General features: G+C 53.1%; 16 protein-coding genes. 11 read left to right on the top strand and 5 right to left on the bottom strand.

The window, feature by feature from the left end; genetic code table 11:
* Positions 1-115: 115 nt before the first annotated feature.
* From AC5JPW_RS21800 to rlmM, 4 genes are all read left to right on the top strand, one after another.
* On the top strand, positions 116-346 hold the full coding sequence (locus AC5JPW_RS21800; protein WP_494243162.1) for a YgdI/YgdR family lipoprotein: 231 nt from the start codon (positions 116-118) through the stop codon (positions 344-346).
* 350 nt (positions 347-696) lie between these two features.
* Entirely contained in the window at positions 697-1,611 is a 915-nt protein-coding gene (gene gcvA, locus AC5JPW_RS21795) for a glycine cleavage system transcriptional regulator GcvA (protein WP_458045943.1), read from the top strand.
* A gap of 37 nt (positions 1,612-1,648) precedes the next feature.
* On the top strand, positions 1,649-2,044 hold the full coding sequence (locus AC5JPW_RS21790; protein ID WP_494243161.1) for a DUF423 domain-containing protein: 396 nt from the start codon (positions 1,649-1,651) through the stop codon (positions 2,042-2,044).
* Positions 2,037-3,137 carry a 23S rRNA (cytidine(2498)-2'-O)-methyltransferase RlmM gene (gene rlmM, locus AC5JPW_RS21785; protein WP_494243160.1) on the top strand — a complete coding sequence of 367 codons (1,101 nt, stop codon included), beginning with the start codon at positions 2,037-2,039 and terminating at the stop codon, positions 3,135-3,137. The genes AC5JPW_RS21790 and rlmM overlap by 8 nt, the downstream gene beginning before the upstream one ends.
* Before the next feature lie 49 nt (positions 3,138-3,186).
* On the opposite strand, the gene xni is transcribed toward rlmM, so the two are convergent.
* From xni to queF, 5 genes are all read right to left on the bottom strand, one after another.
* A complete protein-coding gene (gene xni / locus AC5JPW_RS21780) occupies positions 3,187-3,945 on the bottom strand; it encodes a flap endonuclease Xni (RefSeq protein WP_494243159.1) in 759 nt (252 codons plus the stop codon).
* Between the two features lie 107 nt (positions 3,946-4,052).
* The gene (locus AC5JPW_RS21775; protein WP_494243158.1) at positions 4,053-5,420 is read right to left on the bottom strand and encodes an L-serine ammonia-lyase; all 1,368 of its coding nucleotides are present in this window, start codon (positions 5,418-5,420) and stop codon (positions 4,053-4,055) included.
* 62 nt (positions 5,421-5,482) lie between these two features.
* The gene (locus tag AC5JPW_RS21770) at positions 5,483-6,772 is read right to left on the bottom strand and encodes an HAAAP family serine/threonine permease (protein WP_494243157.1); all 1,290 of its coding nucleotides are present in this window, start codon (positions 6,770-6,772) and stop codon (positions 5,483-5,485) included.
* A 455-nt stretch (positions 6,773-7,227) separates the two neighbouring features.
* The gene (gene ppnN / locus AC5JPW_RS21765; protein WP_494243156.1) at positions 7,228-8,592 is read right to left on the bottom strand and encodes a nucleotide 5'-monophosphate nucleosidase PpnN; all 1,365 of its coding nucleotides are present in this window, start codon (positions 8,590-8,592) and stop codon (positions 7,228-7,230) included.
* A 118-nt stretch (positions 8,593-8,710) separates the two neighbouring features.
* The gene (gene queF / locus AC5JPW_RS21760) at positions 8,711-9,556 is read right to left on the bottom strand and encodes an NADPH-dependent 7-cyano-7-deazaguanine reductase QueF (RefSeq protein ID WP_494243155.1); all 846 of its coding nucleotides are present in this window, start codon (positions 9,554-9,556) and stop codon (positions 8,711-8,713) included.
* 69 nt (positions 9,557-9,625) lie between these two features.
* Between queF and syd the strand changes: the two genes are divergently transcribed.
* From syd to gudD, 7 genes are all read left to right on the top strand, one after another.
* Positions 9,626-10,171, top strand: a complete 546-nt coding sequence (syd, locus tag AC5JPW_RS21755; protein WP_494243154.1) for a SecY-interacting protein — start codon at positions 9,626-9,628, stop codon at positions 10,169-10,171.
* Between the two features lie 640 nt (positions 10,172-10,811).
* Positions 10,812-11,141 (top strand): YqcC family protein, encoded by a 330-nt coding sequence (locus AC5JPW_RS21750; RefSeq protein ID WP_494243153.1) that lies wholly within the window; start codon positions 10,812-10,814, stop codon positions 11,139-11,141.
* A complete protein-coding gene (truC, locus tag AC5JPW_RS21745) occupies positions 11,141-11,923 on the top strand; it encodes a tRNA pseudouridine(65) synthase TruC (RefSeq protein ID WP_494243152.1) in 783 nt (260 codons plus the stop codon). Before AC5JPW_RS21750 ends, truC begins: the two co-directional genes overlap by 1 nt.
* A 17-nt stretch (positions 11,924-11,940) precedes the next feature.
* Complete coding sequence (locus AC5JPW_RS21740; protein ID WP_494243151.1) at positions 11,941-12,390, top strand: flavodoxin; 450 nt, start codon at positions 11,941-11,943, stop codon at positions 12,388-12,390.
* 495 nt (positions 12,391-12,885) lie between these two features.
* Positions 12,886-14,238 (top strand): MFS transporter, encoded by a 1,353-nt coding sequence (locus AC5JPW_RS21735; RefSeq protein ID WP_494243150.1) that lies wholly within the window; start codon positions 12,886-12,888, stop codon positions 14,236-14,238.
* Positions 14,239-14,240: 2 nt separating this feature from the next.
* Positions 14,241-15,581, top strand: a complete 1,341-nt coding sequence (locus AC5JPW_RS21730; RefSeq protein WP_494243149.1) for an enolase C-terminal domain-like protein — start codon at positions 14,241-14,243, stop codon at positions 15,579-15,581.
* An 18-nt stretch (positions 15,582-15,599) separates the two neighbouring features.
* Positions 15,600-16,940 carry a glucarate dehydratase gene (gene gudD, locus AC5JPW_RS21725; protein WP_494243148.1) on the top strand — a complete coding sequence of 447 codons (1,341 nt, stop codon included), beginning with the start codon at positions 15,600-15,602 and terminating at the stop codon, positions 16,938-16,940.
* Positions 16,941-17,025 lie beyond the last annotated feature (85 nt).

Genomic DNA, 17,025 nt, shown 5'->3' with positions numbered 1-17,025 from the left:
TCTGTTAGTCCAGGCGGCACTCTGAAAGCAGGTTATGCTAAATAGTGTTGGGCAACATTCTTTGCCCGTTATTAAATGAGCTTTATAAAGCATTAATTGCTATGAGGAGAAGAATATGAAAAAGGCCGCTGCAATTATCTCTGCCTGTATGCTCACTTTTACACTGAGCGCCTGTTCAGGGCCAAACTATGCGATGCACACCAACGATGGTCGTACGATCGTCTCAGAAGGTAAGCCGAAAACGGATGACCAGACGGGCATGATTTCTTATAAAGATGCCAACGGTCATGAGCAGCAGATTAACCGTACTGATATCAAAGAGATGGTCGCACTTGAGAAGAAATAGCGCCGTTTTTCAGGCAAAAAAAAGCACCGCAATCTTGCGGTGCTACATTAATCACTATGGACAGACAGGGTAAATGTACAGGAAGTGAAAAGGGGTAGCTTCGCTACCAGGGTCTGAATCGCAGACCAATTGCAAACACAACAACACAACATCACAACCGCAAGCCAAAAGCCCTTCAGAACACGCATTCCAAAAAAAGCTTCTCGTTCCGGCTCAGGAAGTGCCGCCACTATAGGTATTTGCTGGTAGAAGCTCAACGGACAATTTATAATGGCTCAGATAAAAAAAACTAATAGGTTAAACCTTGTTTCCTGTTTGTTAAAACGCCATAACATCTAAGCCTGATAACCATGTCCAAGCGATTACCACCACTCAATGCATTACGTGTTTTTGATGCTGCTGCCCGCCATTTAAGTTTCACTCGCGCCGCCGATGAGCTTTTTGTGACTCAGGCAGCAGTAAGCCATCAAATCAAGTCTCTCGAGGATTTCCTGGGGCTTAAGCTGTTCCGTCGGCGCAATCGTTCATTACTTTTGACGGAAGAAGGGCAGAGCTACTTTCAGGATATTAAAGAGATCTTCTCTCAGCTGACCGAGGCGACGCGTAAACTCCAGGCACGCAGTGCAAAAGGGGCGTTGACGGTATCTTTACTGCCCAGTTTTGCCATTCAATGGATGGTGCCAAGACTCTCCAGCTTTAACTCAGCTTATCCGGGAATCGACGTGCGGATACAGGCTGTAGACCGCCAGGAAGATAAGCTGGCGGACGATGTCGATGTGGCCATTTTTTATGGTCGCGGTAACTGGCCAGGCTTGCGTGTTGAAAAATTATACGCAGAATATCTGTTGCCGGTCTGCTCACCGTTATTATTAACGGGAGATAAGCCATTGAAAACACCCGCCGATCTGGCTAATCACACCCTATTGCACGATGCTTCTCGCCGCGACTGGCAAACTTATACGCGACAATTAGGTCTTAACCTGAACGTCCAGCAAGGACCGATCTTCAGCCACAGCTCAATGGTGCTGCAGGCGGCAATCCACGGACAGGGTATCGCACTCGCCAACAATGTGATGGCGCAGTCGGAAATTGAGGCAGGTCGTCTGGTCTGCCCGTTTAATGATGTTTTGGTCAGTAAGAATGCATTTTATCTGGTTTGTCATGACAGTCAGGCAGAACTGGGTAAAATAGCCGCCTTTCGACAGTGGATACTGGCAAAAGCGGCAAACGAACAGGAAAAGTTCCGTTTCCGTTACGAACAATAATTGCAGCGCACTATGCGCAACTTCTTAAGGTAGACACATGACCAGCCGTTTCATGCTGATTTTTGCCGCAGTGAGTGGCTTTGTTTATGTTGCGCTCGGTGCATTTGGCGCACATGTTTTAAGTAAGTCTTTGGGTGTTGTTGAAATGGGCTGGATCCAAACCGGCCTTGATTACCAGGCATTCCATACGCTTGCCATTTTTGGCCTGGCGGTGGCGATGCAGCGCCGCATCAGTATCTGGTTTTACTGGAGCAGTGTTTTTCTCGCGTTAGGCACGGTGCTGTTTAGTGGCAGCCTGTATTGCCTGGCGCTATCGCATTTACGCCTCTGGGCGTTTGTGACGCCTGTCGGCGGGGTCAGTTTCCTGGCCGGTTGGGTGTTGATGTTTATTGGTGCTATTCGTCTGAAACGTAAGGGCGTTGTTCATGAATAAAGTGGTTTTGTTGTGTCGCCCTGGCTTTGAGAAAGAGTGCGCCGCAGAGATTACCGATAAGGCCGGACGTCGCGAAGTCTTCGGCTTTGCGCGTGTTAAAGAACATTCCGGGTATGTGATTTTCGAATGTTACCAGCCCGATGATGCGGACAAACTGGCGCGCGAGCTGCCGTTCAGCTCGTTGATTTTTGCCCGTCAGATGTTTGTGGTTGGCGAGTTACTGCAGTATTTACCGCCGGAAGATCGCATCACGCCGATTGTTGGCATGCTGCAGGGTGTGGTGGAGAAAGGTGGCGATCTGCGCGTTGAAGTGGCAGATACCAACGAAAGTAAAGAGCTGATGAAGTTCTGCCGTAAGTTCACCGTACCGCTGCGCAGTGCGCTACGTGAAGCGGGTGTGCTGGCACGCAGCGATTCGACTAAGCGCCCCGTCGTGCATGTCTTCTTTATCGCACCAGGCTGCTGCTATACCGGCTACTCGTACTCGTATAACAACTCACCGTTCTATATGGGTATCCCGCGCCTCAAGTTCCCATCCGACGCGCCAAGCCGTTCCACGCTCAAACTGGAAGAGGCGTTTCACGTCTTTATCCCTGCCGATGAGTGGGATGAGCGCCTGGCGAACGGTATGCATGCGGTGGATCTCGGTGCCTGCCCTGGTGGCTGGACCTATCAGCTGGTGAAACGCAATATGTGGGTCGTCTCCGTGGATAACGGTCCGATGGCGCAGAGCCTGATGGATACCGGTCAGGTGACCTGGCTTGCGGAAGATGGTTTCCGTTATCGCCCCACGCGCAATAACATCACCTGGATGGTTTGCGACATGGTAGAGAAGCCGGCGAAAGTCGCGGCATTGATGGCGCAGTGGCTGGCGAACGGCTGGTGTCGTGAAACCATTTTCAACCTCAAGTTGCCGATGAAAAAACGCTATGAAGAGGTGCAACATAACCTGAACTACATTCAGGAGAAACTGAATGAGCAGGGCATTAATGCCGAGATTCAGGCGCGCCAGCTGTATCACGATCGTGAAGAAGTGACGGTACACGTGCGTCGCTGGTGGGCGGCTGTCGGTGGTCGTCGCGACGAACGCTAATCGCAAACACTTACCGGGCGGCGTTTCTGCTTGCCCGGTAATGCCTTCTCTAACGTTTCTCTAAACGCAGTTGCTGCAAATTGCCGTCGATCTGGATATCCGTTTGCAGACGGGCAATATCCCGGCACATAAACGCCATCTCTTTATGCTGTTCCAGCTTCTTACGCCACTTTTCCGGTACCTCATCCAGATGGGCATACACACCTTCCAGCGTTTGAAACTGCACTAACAGTTGCGTGGCACTTTTGGGGCCGATACCTGCCACACCTGGCACTTTCGAACTGCTTATCCCCGCCAGCCCCCAGTAATCAGCCAGTTGCTGCGGTGCCACACCGAACTCATTTTCAATAAAGGGGGCGTCCAGCCAGCGCTTCTGGAAATAATCGCGGATGCGAATACCAGGGGCTAGCAACTGGCAATAGCCCTTATCGGTGGAGACAATCGTGGCCTGATGACCCGCTTTCGCGACTTTCACCGCCAGTGTGGCGGCGAGGTCGTCAGCTTCATTTCCCGGTGATACCCAGCTTTGTACGCCGCGTTCAGCAAAGGCTGTGCGCAGGGCGGGCATTTCATCGTGCAGGGACTCAGGCATCGGTGGTCGACCGGCTTTGTAATCGGGCAGGATTTTGTGCCGCCAGCCGCTTTTACGGGCCTCATCATCAAAGACGGCGACTGCATGTGTAGGCTCACTGTGGTGGATCAGCAGATCAAGCGCATGCTGGCAGGTTGTGACGCAGGGGGAACCCTGAACCGCGTGAATACGGCGAATGAGATTAAGTGCGTCGACAATGAGCAGGTGGATAGCCACAGTTCCCTCCAGGTGTTAAACGCGCTAAGGGTAACATCGACCGGAGCGGGAGACTATCAATGGTGCGGGGATTAGGAAGACGCCCCGCAAAACGGGGCGTCCGGGCATTAATCGCAGGTGACGATTTTCATCGCCAGGCCACCACGTGAGGTTTCGCGGTATTTGGCGTTCATGTCCTTGCCGGTTTCGTACATCGTCTCAATGACCTTATCGAGACATACGCGCGGTTCGCTGGTGCGACGCAGAGCCATACGTGCTGCGTTTACCGCCTTAACGGACGCAATGGCGTTACGTTCAATGCATGGTACCTGTACTTGTCCCGCGACTGGGTCGCAGGTCAAACCAAGGTTATGTTCCATGCCAATTTCCGCTGCGATGCAGACCTGCGCCGGGCTGCCGCCCAGCAGTTCAGCCAGACCCGCTGCCGCCATGGAGCAGGCGACGCCTACTTCGCCCTGGCAACCGACTTCCGCGCCCGAAATGGAGGCATTCATCTTGTACAGCGAACCAATCGCGCTGGCGGTGAGCAGGTAGCGAGCCAGCGAGTTAGTATTCACTTCGCGGATAAATTTGTCGTAGTAGGCCAGTACCGCAGGCACTATTCCGCAGGCTCCGTTAGTCGGAGCGGTGACCACGCGACCACCAGCTGCATTTTCTTCGTTCACCGCCAGAGCAAACATGTTAATCCAGTCGACAACCGCCATCGGATCGCTGGTGGTTTTATCGCTGCTGACTAACAGACGACGCAGGGCGGCAGCACGGCGAGGTACTCGCAATTTGCCCGGTAATACGCCTTCGGTGGTGATGCCGCGCTCAATACCGCCGCGCATGACGTCCCAAACCTGGGTGAAGTGCTGTTCCAGCGCCTCTTTGCTGTGTAATGCCAGCTCGTTTTGCATCATCAGGCCGGAGAGCGACAGACCACTGTCACGGCAGTGCTGTTGTAAATCAGCAGCATTTTTGTACGGCCACGGCACGGCGACTGGCGAGCTGTCGGCAAGACCAAAATGGTCTTCATCAACGATAAAGCCGCCGCCAATGGAATAGTAAGTCTGGCTATGCAGCACCTTTTCGCCTGCCAGCGCGGTAATGCGCATACCATTTTCGTGCAGAGAGAGGTTATCGGCATGGAAGTTCATGCACTGATCGACCGGGAATTCAACTTCGTGGCTGCCGTTGGCCAGCATCAGGCGGCTATGGGTGTTCACGTCCTGAATAAAGGCCGGAATGGCGTCGATATCGACGGTGTCCGGCAGGTTTCCCGCCAGGCCCATAATAATAGCGATATCGGTATGGTGGCCTTTGCCGGTCAGGGACAAAGAGCCGTAAACATCTACCACTACGCGCGTAACGTTGCGCAGCATGTCGCGTGCGATCAGGTCGTCCGTGAACTGCTTACCGGCTTTCATTGGGCCAACGGTGTGGGAACTGGAAGGGCCAATACCGATTTTAAAAATATCGAATACGCTGATCATGATGCAGTATCCATGAGAAATAGAGGGGGGAGTGCGCCGCCCAAAAAGGCGGCGCAAAGGGTTTAGCTGAACAGAGAGAAGAAAATTGCGGAGATAGCAACCAGACCCATCACGACAACGAAGGCGTTGCTGATGTGGCCGCTGTACTTACGCATAGCCGGGACTTTGTTAATGGCATACATCGGCATCAGGAACAGGATAATCGCGATAATCGGGCCACCCAGGTTCTCAATCATCCCGAGGATGCTCGGGTTCAGGGTCGCAACTGCCCAGGTGGTCACCAGCATAAAGAACGCGGTGATTTTGTTCAGTTTATTGATTTCAATGGATTTGCCTTTACCGCGCAGGGATTTGATTACCATGCCGTTAAAGCCTTCACGCGCGCCCAGGTAGTGGCCGAGGAAGGACTTGGTAATAGCAATAATTGCGATAATCGGTGCCATCCAGGCGATAACCGGTGCATTAAAGTGGTTTGCCAGGTAAGACAGAATCGAGATGTTCTGTGCTTTTGCTGCCGCCAGATCTGCCGGAGACAGGCTCAGCACGCAGCTGAAGACGAAGAACATCACCGTCAGGACCATCATGATGTGAGCAAAGCTCAGGATGCGGGAGCATTTACGCTCTGCTTCATCACCGTACTCTTCGCGTTTTGCGACGGCGAAAGAGGAGATAATCGGCGAGTGGTTAAAGGAGAAAACCATAACCGGAATTGCCAGCCATAAGGTCATCCACAGACCGTTGCCGGTTGCGCTGGTGCTGCTAAAGGAGAGGGTGTCCAGCGCGGTGGTGCTCCACTGTGGGATCAGGTACACGGCCAGCAGCATCAGTGCTGCCACAAACGGGAACACCAGGATGCTCATCGCTTTGACAATCATCTGCTCACCGAAACGTACGATAGTCATCATACCTACGATCAGAATCAGAGAGAGGATCGCGCGTGGGGGCGGGGTCATGCCGAGTTGGTGGCTCATAAAGCTTTCAACGGTGTTGGTGATAGCAACGCTGTAGACCAACAGAATCGGGTAGATGGCGAAGAAGTAGAGCAGGGTGATCAATTTACCTGCACCAGTACCAAAGTGTTCTTCAACTACTTCAGTAATGTCTTCGCCCGGGTTTTTACCGGAAAGCACAAAGCGCGTCAGACCACGGTGAGCAAAGAAGGTCATCGGAAAGGCAATGAGCGCCATAATAATCAGTGGGATCATCCCACCCACACCGGCGTTGATCGGTAAAAAGAGCACGCCTGCGCCGATAGCGGTGCCGTACAGGCCCAGCATCCACATGGTGTCCGTTTTACGCCATGCACTGCGCGCGCCACCCGATACCAGGGTGCCGGTTTGTGTTGTTTCCATCTAAAGATCTCCAGAGCTGTAATGTGCCGCTATTTGGTCAAATCCAATGCCAAAAACCACGGCGGTAATATGAAATTCGGTCATTTACGGTTTTCTTATAATTTCTTCCCGTAACTATTGGCGGGCGGAAAGATACATATATGTTATGGATGGAACAGTGATCGCGATCTCAAATACAATAATCCACTTTTTATGTGGTTATTATCAGGTCAAATATCTGCAATCGATGAATTGGGTAAAATTTATGGGCGCGAAGGCTACCATTGGCGGGATTCGCTTTCAAAGAATGAGGTGTAAAACACGATAAAATGGCTGTAAACCCGTGAGGACTTAGCGTTTTATCTAAACCAATGGCGGTTTTGTGAATGAAAATCTGTTGATGAATAGGGCCGCAATCGTTTGCCTGGTGACTCCGAAGAAGGGTGGCATAGGCCACCCTTATGGTTCAGAGGACGTCAGGTGATAATTTCGTAGCAAGGAATATAAGCAGAGCCCGGCAGCTTCATACGGTGCTGAGCAACAAAGCCCTGTAGCAGATCGTCCATTCGACGCATCATCTCGCGATCGCCGTGGATTTTATACGGACCGAATTCTTCAATGGCCTGTATCCCTACCTCTTTCACGTTACCCGTTACAATGCCAGAGAAGGCACGACGCAGGTCTGCGGCCAGGACCTCGACAGGCTGATCCGGGTAAAGTTTAAGGTTGGCCATATTTTCGTGGGTGGGTTCGAACGGCACTTGCAGGTCAGGTGCAATGCGAATCGACCAGTTGAAGCTATACGCATCGCCGGTTTCTCGACGATTCTCTTTCACCAATGGCATCGCTTTTTTCATCAGGCGTGCTACTTCTGCCGGATCGTTTATCACAATGCGGTAGTGTTTACGTGCGCTTTCGCCAAGGGTGTTCACGATGAATTCATCCAGCACGCGGAAATAGTCTGCACTCTCTTTCGGACCGGTCAGGATCAGCGGCAGGACCTGATCCTTGTTCGCCGGATTCATCAGTATGCCGAGCAGATAGAGCAGCTCTTCTGCGGTGCCGACACCACCCGGGAAGATGATAATACCGTGGGCAATACGCACGAAAGCTTCCAGACGTTTTTCAATGTCTGGCATGATAATGAGCTCGTTCACCAGCGGGTTTGGCGGTTCAGCCGCGATGATAGAAGGCTCCGTCATCCCGATAAAACGTCCCTCTTTATAACGCTGCTGGGCGTGGCCGACTGCGGCGCCTTTCATTGGCGCTTCCATTGCGCCTGGGCCACAACCGGTACAGATATTCAGCTCGCGCAGACCCAGCTGCGTACCGACGCGGCGGGCGTAGAGGTACTCTGTTTCATTAATCGAGTGACCGCCCCAGCACACCACCATGTTTGGCGCTTCCCCCACATGCAGGGCACGGGCATTACGTAAAATAGAGAAGACCAGGTTGGTGATGTGGATTGAGCTTTCCAGATTTAAATGCTGGAAACGCCCTGCATTATGGATTTGCCCGTTAACGAACAAAATATCGCGCAGCACGGCGAAAAGGTTGGCCTGCAATGAACGGATAATACGTCCATCGACAAAGGCATCTTCTGGTGGGTTGATCAGTTCCAGTTTTACGCCGCGTTCACGGCGTAATACATTGATATCAAAATTTTCGTAGCGTGACAGCAGCTCTTTGCTGTTATCGGTCAGGCTACCGGAGTTAAGCACTGCGAGTGAGCAATTGCGAAACAGTTGATACAGGTCGCTACTGGCCGTGCGTTTAAGCATATCGACTTCCAGTTGCGACAACATATCCATCGAGCCAAGCGGGCTAATATGTGTAATCAAGTGAACTCCTTACGGGATGAAAATTGTATCTTCCCTGCTGATTACAATAGCCTCCGCTTATGACGTTTAACAACCTGCTACGTGGAATCTCTCTCGCAGATAACAAAAAAGAGTGCGATTACTGGCGAACCAGTCGTCCCGTTGCCGGAGCAAAGTGTGTATTGGTGCGCCACGGGTTAATGTCCAGGCCACCACGTCGGGTGTAACGGGCGTAGACGCTAAGGCTTTCTGGCTGGCAGAAACGCTGGATATCGGTAAAGATGCGTTCGACACACTGCTCGTGAAACTCATTGTGATGTCGGAAAGAGACCAGGTAACGCAGCAGTTTTTCGCGGTCTATTTTCGCTCCGCGATACTGAATCTGCACGGAACCCCAGTCTGGCTGATGGGTAATCAGGCAGTTCGATTTCAGTAAATGGCTTACCAGTGTTTCTTCTACCACTTTGCCGCTGGCCGCATCGGTCAGCAGGTCCGCGTCGAAGTTATAGTTGTCGATGATAATATCCTGATCGTCGATGCAGCTACCGTGAAAATGGGCAATAGGCTGACCTTCAATTTCATCCAGACGATAAAGCGCGACAGCGACCTCGCCTTGCGCACAGGCGCTTAAATCCCGTTTGAGGGTTTGCTGCACCTCATCCCATGAGGCGAAGCGGGTCTGGTTAAAACTGTTGAGATAGAGCTTGAAACTCTTTGATTCAACCAGATTGACGCTGGTGTAATCCAGCGAGACGTGACCAATGGCAACCTGGGGCAAACCATTGGCGTTGAGCCAGGATAGCTCATATAACGTCCAGATATCTGCGCCCTGAAATGGCAGGTTATCCGGGTAAAGGCCCAGCGGTTCGCGGTTAAGGCTTCGAGGAACACCCTGCAGTAAGCCTGCGTCGTACTGGTCGCGGTAGTCTGTGGTTTTGCCCAGCGTCAGGCCAGCCAGCGCCTGGTGGTTATCATAGGAAGACATGTTTCATCGCCATTTTTACGGTTACACTAGACGCAAAGTGTATCCTGTCTTAGATAAAGAGAGAAACCCGTGGAAAGAGAGACCGCCCTTGCCCTGGAAGCCTTTACCGCACGTTATTGTGAAGCCTGGCAAACGACATACCAAACCTGGCCGCAAAGTGAAGAGCTTTATGGCGTGCCTTCTCCCTGCATTATCTCTTCAACGGATTCGCTGGTGACCTGGCAGCCGCAGCCTTTTTTACCCAAACAAAATGTAAACGCGATTGAACGCGCATTAGATATTGTGGTACAACCAGCGCTTCATTCTTTCTATACCACACAGTTCGCCGGGGATATGCGTGCACGGTTTCAGTCTGAAACGTTTACGCTGCTACAAACCTGGAGTCCGGACGATTTTCAGCGCGTACAGGAAAACCTTATTGGTCACCTTGTCACGCAAAAACGACTTAAGCTGTCACCGACCTTGTTCATCGCTACTCTGGAGAGCGATACCGAGGTGCTTTCGCTTTGCAACCTCAGCGGTGAAGTGGTGAAAGAGACGCTGGGACGTCAGCAGCGCGTCGTTCTCGCCCCAAACCTTGCGGACTTCCTTAGCCGCATTGAGCCAGCTCTGTAATCCCGAATGCTACTTTTCTTGTAAGAGATCTCTTACACGTCTTGTGAGAGATCCGCCCGTCGTCCTACAGGACATATCAGTACTTCATTTATAAAATCAAATATAATCAGTGGTTTAAAAATAATAACCTTAGTTTATTTATAGTAAATAGGGCAAATATTTGCCTTAAGCACACTTGTAAGACGAAGCGGAATAAGTGATTCTATCCCTCGTCGACAAGGAGTCGCACACTGAAACGAACATCAGGATGATGTTGTTTCGAGACAGGAATACACCGTGGACGGTGCTACAAGGAAGGCTTCAGGACGAAGCAAAAGGAAAATGCAGGATTGCATTGAAGGACACCTCCAGGAGGGAGAATGAGAGCCGGTCAGGATGTCTGGTGGATCATGGAGATCGAGGACACGCTTTAGGGATGAGGCTATTCCGCATCGGGGTGATGCGGGCAGGATGCACCGTTTATGGATGAACACTGGTCAGGAGACCACTGGAAAAGTTGTCAAGGATGAGCAGGGAGCACAAAGAGTAGCTGGACTGCTGCGAAACGAACCGGGAGCACTGTTTTTACAGTGCTCCCTTTTTTTATTTCCCCATCACTAATGCTATTCTGCGCGCCATTCTGATTTCTTCCGAGGTTCTTATGACGTTACATGAGCGCGTGCGCCAACAATTACACCTCATCGAGGCGCTTCTTCGCGAACAAAACCAGTGGAGCGCTATTGCCCCAGATGCCAGCGTATTTGATAGCACTCAGCCTTTCTGTATGGACACTCTCGAGCCGTTTGAGTGGCTGCAATGGGTGTTGATTCCACGTATGCATGCTTTGCTGGATGGTAATCACCCGTTGCCGGGGTCATTTGCCGTTACGCCCTATTATGAAATCGCCCTCGATTCAACTCATCCTGCCCGCGATGTTCTTCTGGCACAGCTTGAAGCCCTGGATGCCCTGTTTGCGGACGAAGAAGCATAATGCTGGAGATAATTTACCAGGACGAATGGCTGGTCGCGGTCAATAAACCGTCCGGTTGGCTGGTGCACCGAAGCTGGCTTGATCGCGATGAAAAAGTCGTGGTGATGCAGACCGTAAGGGATCAGATTGGTCAGCACGTTTTCACTGCCCATCGCCTCGACAGACCCACGTCCGGCGTGCTGCTGATGGGGCTGTCCAGCGAAGCAGGTCGTTTGTTATCGCAGCAATTTGAACAACACCAGATGCAAAAACGTTATCACGCCATTGTGCGTGGCTGGTTAATGGACGAGGCGGTGCTGGATTACCCACTGGTAGAAGAGCTGGATAAAATCGCAGACAAATTTGCCCGCGATGATAAAGGCCCGCAGCCAGCTGTCACCCACTATCGCGGGCTCGCCACCACCGAAATGCCCGTTGCGACCGGTAAATTTCCCACCACGCGCTATGGTTTGGTTGAGTTGAATCCGCAAACCGGACGTAAACATCAGCTTCGCCGCCACCTTTCCCATCTTCGTCATCCGATTATCGGTGACAGCAAGCACGGTGACCTGCGCCAAAATCGTAGTGCATCTGCCCATTTTGGCTGCGACCGTCTGATGCTCCACGCAAGTCAGTTAAGCCTGACCCACCCGTTTACCGGCGAACCGCTGACCATCCGCGCGGGGCTGGACGATGTGTGGATGCAGGCATTGTCACAGTTCGGCTGGCTGGGGCTTCTCCCTGAGAATGAAAGGGTTGAGTTTGCTCCAGTCAACGGTCAGGATGACGGAAACGGTGTTTAACCCAAGGAGTGAATGGCATGGCTGAAATCGGAATATTTGTGGGCACAATGTATGGCAACGCGCTGCTGGTCGCAGAAGAAGCTGAAGCCATTCTTACTGCTCAGGGCCACAAGGCCACGGTGTTTGAAGACCCTGAAGCCGGGGACTGGAAGCACTATCAGGATAAATATGCGCTGATTGTGACCTCTACAACCGGGCAGGGCGACTTACCGGAGAGCATTGTACCGCTGTTTCAGTTTATTCGTGACAGCCTGGGTTACCAGCCGGAATTGCGTTATGGGGTCATCGCTTTGGGCGATAGCACATACTCGAATTTCTGCGGCGGCGGTAAACAGTTCGATGCACTGTTACAAGAGCAAAATGCGCAGCGTGTGGGAGATATGTTACTGATTGATGCCAGCGAAGACCCTGAGCCTGAAACCCGCTCCAATCCTTGGGTTGAACACTGGGCAACACTGCTGAAATAAGGTTTTGCCCTCCCCCTACCAGGAGGGCTAACCACTATTTTTAGTCAGTTAGCAAAGAAATTGCGACAAAAGGCATTATCTGCCGACTGAATCGAGTAAGCATCGGGCAAATGCCAGTAAAACCCCCGTTTTAACCCCCCACGAAAAGTGCACTTTCACTGCGTCAAGCGACGCGTTTCACAGTAATTAAAACTGCCTGACTTTTGGCCAAATGTTAGCGCCCCAACTTTTCATTTCCGTGAGTTAGTCCCCATCACCTTGTGCTGATGCAATAAACCCAAATGACCAGGCTATGGAATGTTGTGTGGTTGCACGGTGAGAGATCATCTACCCCTTTTTATACTTTTCTCGCCAGTCAATAAAACGCAGTACGCAGGGAATAGCGACCCGGCAATAAAGCTGCGAAAAAACACAAATACATCATCCTGACTACCCCTACCGGTTGTGCTGTTCAGGGTGAATGTACATGAACATTTATGCTTCGGGAGTACAACCATGAGTTCATTAAGCCAAGCAGCGAGCAGCGCCGAAAAGCGCACAAATGCCCGCTACTGGATAGTGGTGATGCTGTTTATCGTCACATCCTTCAACTACGGTGACCGCGCAACGCTGTCGATCGCCGGTTCACAAATGGCCAAAGACATTGGCCTTGACCCGATCGGTATGGGTTATGTTTTCTCTGCATTTTCATGGGCCTATGTAATAGGTCAGATCCCGGGCGGCTGGTTGCTTGACCGCTTCGGTTCCAAACGCGTTTATTTCTGGTCCATCTTTATCTGGTCCCTGTTTACCTTACTGCAAGGCTTCGTCGATATTTTCAGCGGCTTTGGCATCATTATTGCGCTCTTTACCTTGCGCTTCCTGGTGGGTCTGGCGGAGGCTCCGTCCTTCCCGGGCAACAGTCGAATAGTGGCGGCCTGGTTCCCGGCACAGGAAAGGGGGACGGCGGTCTCGATTTTTAACTCCGCACAGTATTTCGCTACGGTCATCTTCGCACCGATCATGGGTTGGTTGACCCATGAAGTGGGCTGGTCACACGTGTTCTTCTTTATGGGCGGTCTGGGTATTGTTATCAGCTTCATCTGGCTGAAAGTGATTTACGAGCCAAACGAACACCCGAAAGTGAACAAGAAAGAGCTGGAGTACATTGCTGAAGGCGGCGCGCTGATCAACATGGATCAGAAGAAAGACGCGGTTAAAGTGCCGTTTAGCGTGAAATGGGGCCAAATCAAGCAGTTGCTCGGTTCCCGCATGATGATGGGTATCTATCTCGGCCAGTACTGCATTAACGCACTGACCTACTTCTTCATCACCTGGTTCCCGGTCTATCTGGTTCAGGCGCGTGGTATGTCGATTCTCAAAGCAGGCTTCATTGCCTCTGTTCCGGCAATCTGCGGATTTGCAGGTGGGGTGCTCGGTGGGGTGATTTCTGACTGGTTGATGCGCCGTACCGGCTCTCTGAACATCGCACGTAAAACGCCAATCGTACTGGGCATGCTGCTCTCCATGGTGATGGTGTTCTGTAACTACACGGATGCGGAATGGCTGATCATCGGCTTCATGTCCATGGCGTTCTTCGGTAAAGGCATCGGTGCGCTGGGCTGGGCGGTTATGGCTGACACAGCACCAAAAGAAATCAGTGGCCTCAGCGGCGGCCTGTTCAACATGTTCGGCAACATCTCCGGCATCGTGACCCCGATTGCTATCGGCTACATCGTCGGTACCACCGGTTCGTTTAATGGTGCGCTGATCTACGTTGGTATCCATGCTCTGGTTGCAGTACTGGCCTACCTGGTGCTGGTCGGAAATATCAAACGTATTGAACTGAAACCTGTTACAGGACAATAACTATGAGCACGCAAGCTAGCCCCGTTATTACTGATATGAAGGTCATCCCGGTTGCCGGTCATGACAGCATGTTGATGAATATTGGCGGCGCGCATAACGCGTATTTCACTCGTAACATCGTGGTGCTCACGGACAACGCCGGTAACACCGGCGTTGGCGAAGCCCCCGGTGGCGAAGTGATTTACCAGACCCTGGTGGACGCCATTCCGATGGTGCTGGGGCAGGAAGTGGCCCGTCTGAACAAAGTGGTTCAGCGGGTGCACAAAGGCAATCAGGCGCACGACTTCGATAACTTCGGCAAGGGTGCCTGGACCTTTGAACTGCGCGTCAACGCGGTGGCGGCGCTGGAAGCCGCCCTGCTGGACCTGCTCGGCAAAGCCCTGAACGTGCCGGTCTGCGAACTGCTCGGGCCGGGAAAACAGCGCGATGCGGTGACGGTGCTGGGTTACCTGTTCTACATCGGCGACCGCACGAAAACCGACCTGCCGTATCTCGACAAAACCGACGGTCAGCACGACTGGTATCGCCTGCGTCATCAGGAAGCGATGAACAGCGACGCGGTGGTGCGCCTGGCGGAAGCGTCTCAGGACCGCTACGGTTTCAAAGACTTCAAGCTCAAGGGCGGGGTGCTGCCGGGTGAGAAGGAAATCGAGACCGCCCGTGCGCTGAAAAAACGCTTCCCGGATGCGCGTATCACGGTGGACCCGAACGGGGCGTGGCTGCTGGATGAAGCCATCGAACTCTGCAAAGGGCTGCAGGACGTGCTGACCTACGCGGAAGACCCGTGCGGGGCAGAGCAGGGGTTCTCCGGGCGTGAGGTGATGGCGGAGTTCCGTCGGGCGACCGGTCTGCCGGTGGCCACCAACATGATTGCCACCAACTGGTGTGAAATGGGTCACTCGGTGATGCTGAACGCGGTGGACATCCCGCTGGCGGACCCGCACTTCTGGACGCTGTCGGGTGCGGTGCGCGTGGCGCAACTGTGCGACGACTGGGGCCTGACCTGGGGTTGTCACTCCAACAACCACTTTGATATCTCTCTGGCAATGTTCACCCACGTGGGTGCAGCGGCCCCGGGTAACCCGACGGCGATTGACACGCACTGGATTTGGCAGGAAGGCGAAGCCCGTCTGACCAAAGAGCCGCTGGAAATTAAGGGCGGTCAGATAGCGGTGCCGGATGCACCGGGTCTGGGTGTGGAGATTGACTGGGCGCAGATAGAGAAAGCCCACGAGGCCTACAAACGGCTGCCGGGCGGTGCGCGTAACGACGCCGGTCCGATGCAGTACCTGATCCCGGGCTGGAAATTTGATCGTAAGCGTCCGGTATTTGGTCGTCAGTAACAGACAAAAGGAATCACGATGAGTACGCAAAGTTCGACTCCTGTTGTTACCTCAGTCAAAGTCATCCCGGTTGCCGGTCATGACAGCATGCTGATGAACCTGAGCGGTGCCCATGCACCGTTCTTCACCCGTAACATCGTTATCATCACCGATAACTCCGGCAACACCGGCGTGGGTGAAGTCCCGGGCGGCGAAAAAATCCGCCAGACCATCGAAGACGCCGCACCGCTGATTGTGGGCAAAACCCTCGGCGCCTACAAAAACGTCCTCAATGAAGTCCGTAACGCCTTTGCTGACCGCGATGCCGGTGGCCGTGGCCTGCAGACCTTTGACCTGCGCACCACTATCCACGTGGTCACTGCCATTGAAGCTGCCATGCTCGACCTGCTGGGTAAACACCTCGGCGTTAACGTCGCCTCCCTGCTGGGCGACGGCCAGCAGCGCAATGAAGTGGAAATGCTCGGCTACCTGTTCTTCGTCGGGAACACCAAAGCCACCCCGCTGCCGTACCAGAGCCAGCCGGATGACAAATGCGACTGGTATCGCGTGCGTCACGAAGAGGCCATGACCCCGGACCGCGTGGTGCGTCTGGCAGAAGCCGCGTATGAAAAATACGGCTTCAATGATTTCAAACTGAAAGGCGGCGTGCTGGCTGGCGAAGAAGAAGCCGAGTCTATCGTTGCCCTGGCAAAACGCTTCCCGCAGGCCCGCGTCACCCTCGACCCGAACGGTGCATGGTCCCTGAACGAAGCGATTAACATCGGCAAACACCTGAAAGGCGTGCTGGCCTATGCGGAAGATCCGTGTGGCGCTGAGCAGGGCTTCTCCGGCCGTGAAGTGATGGCGGAATTCCGTCGCGCTACCGGTCTGCCGACCGCGACCAACATGATTGCCACCGACTGGCGTCAGATGGGTCACACCCTGTCCCTGCAGTCCGTGGATATCCCGCTGGCGGATCCGCACTTCTGGACCATGCAGGGGTCGGTACGTGTGGCGCAGATGTGCCATGAGTTTGGCCTGACATGGGGTTCTCACTCTAACAACCACTTCGACATTTCACTGGCCATGTTCACCCACGTGGCGGCGGCTGCACCGGGCAAAATCACCGCCATAGACACCCACTGGATCTGGCAGGAAGGTAACCAGCGTCTGACCAAAGAGCCGTTTGAAATCAAAGGCGGGATGGTGCAGGTACCGACGACACCGGGTCTGGGCGTGGAGCTGGATATGGACCAGGTGATGAAGGCGCACGAGCTGTATCAGAAACACGGTCTGGGCGCGCGTGACGATGCCATGGGGATGCAGTACCTGATCCCAGGCTGGACGTTTGACAACAAACGTCCTTGCATGGTGCGTTAATGGAATAGCCAGCCTCTGCGGGGGCTGGCATTTTCCTTAGGCTTCCGGGTATATGCTTGCGGCAGTGAATATGCGTAAGGATGGC

It is taken from the genome of Phytobacter sp. (assembly GCF_059074235.1).
This window is presented reverse-complemented; position numbering and strand designations above follow the sequence as displayed.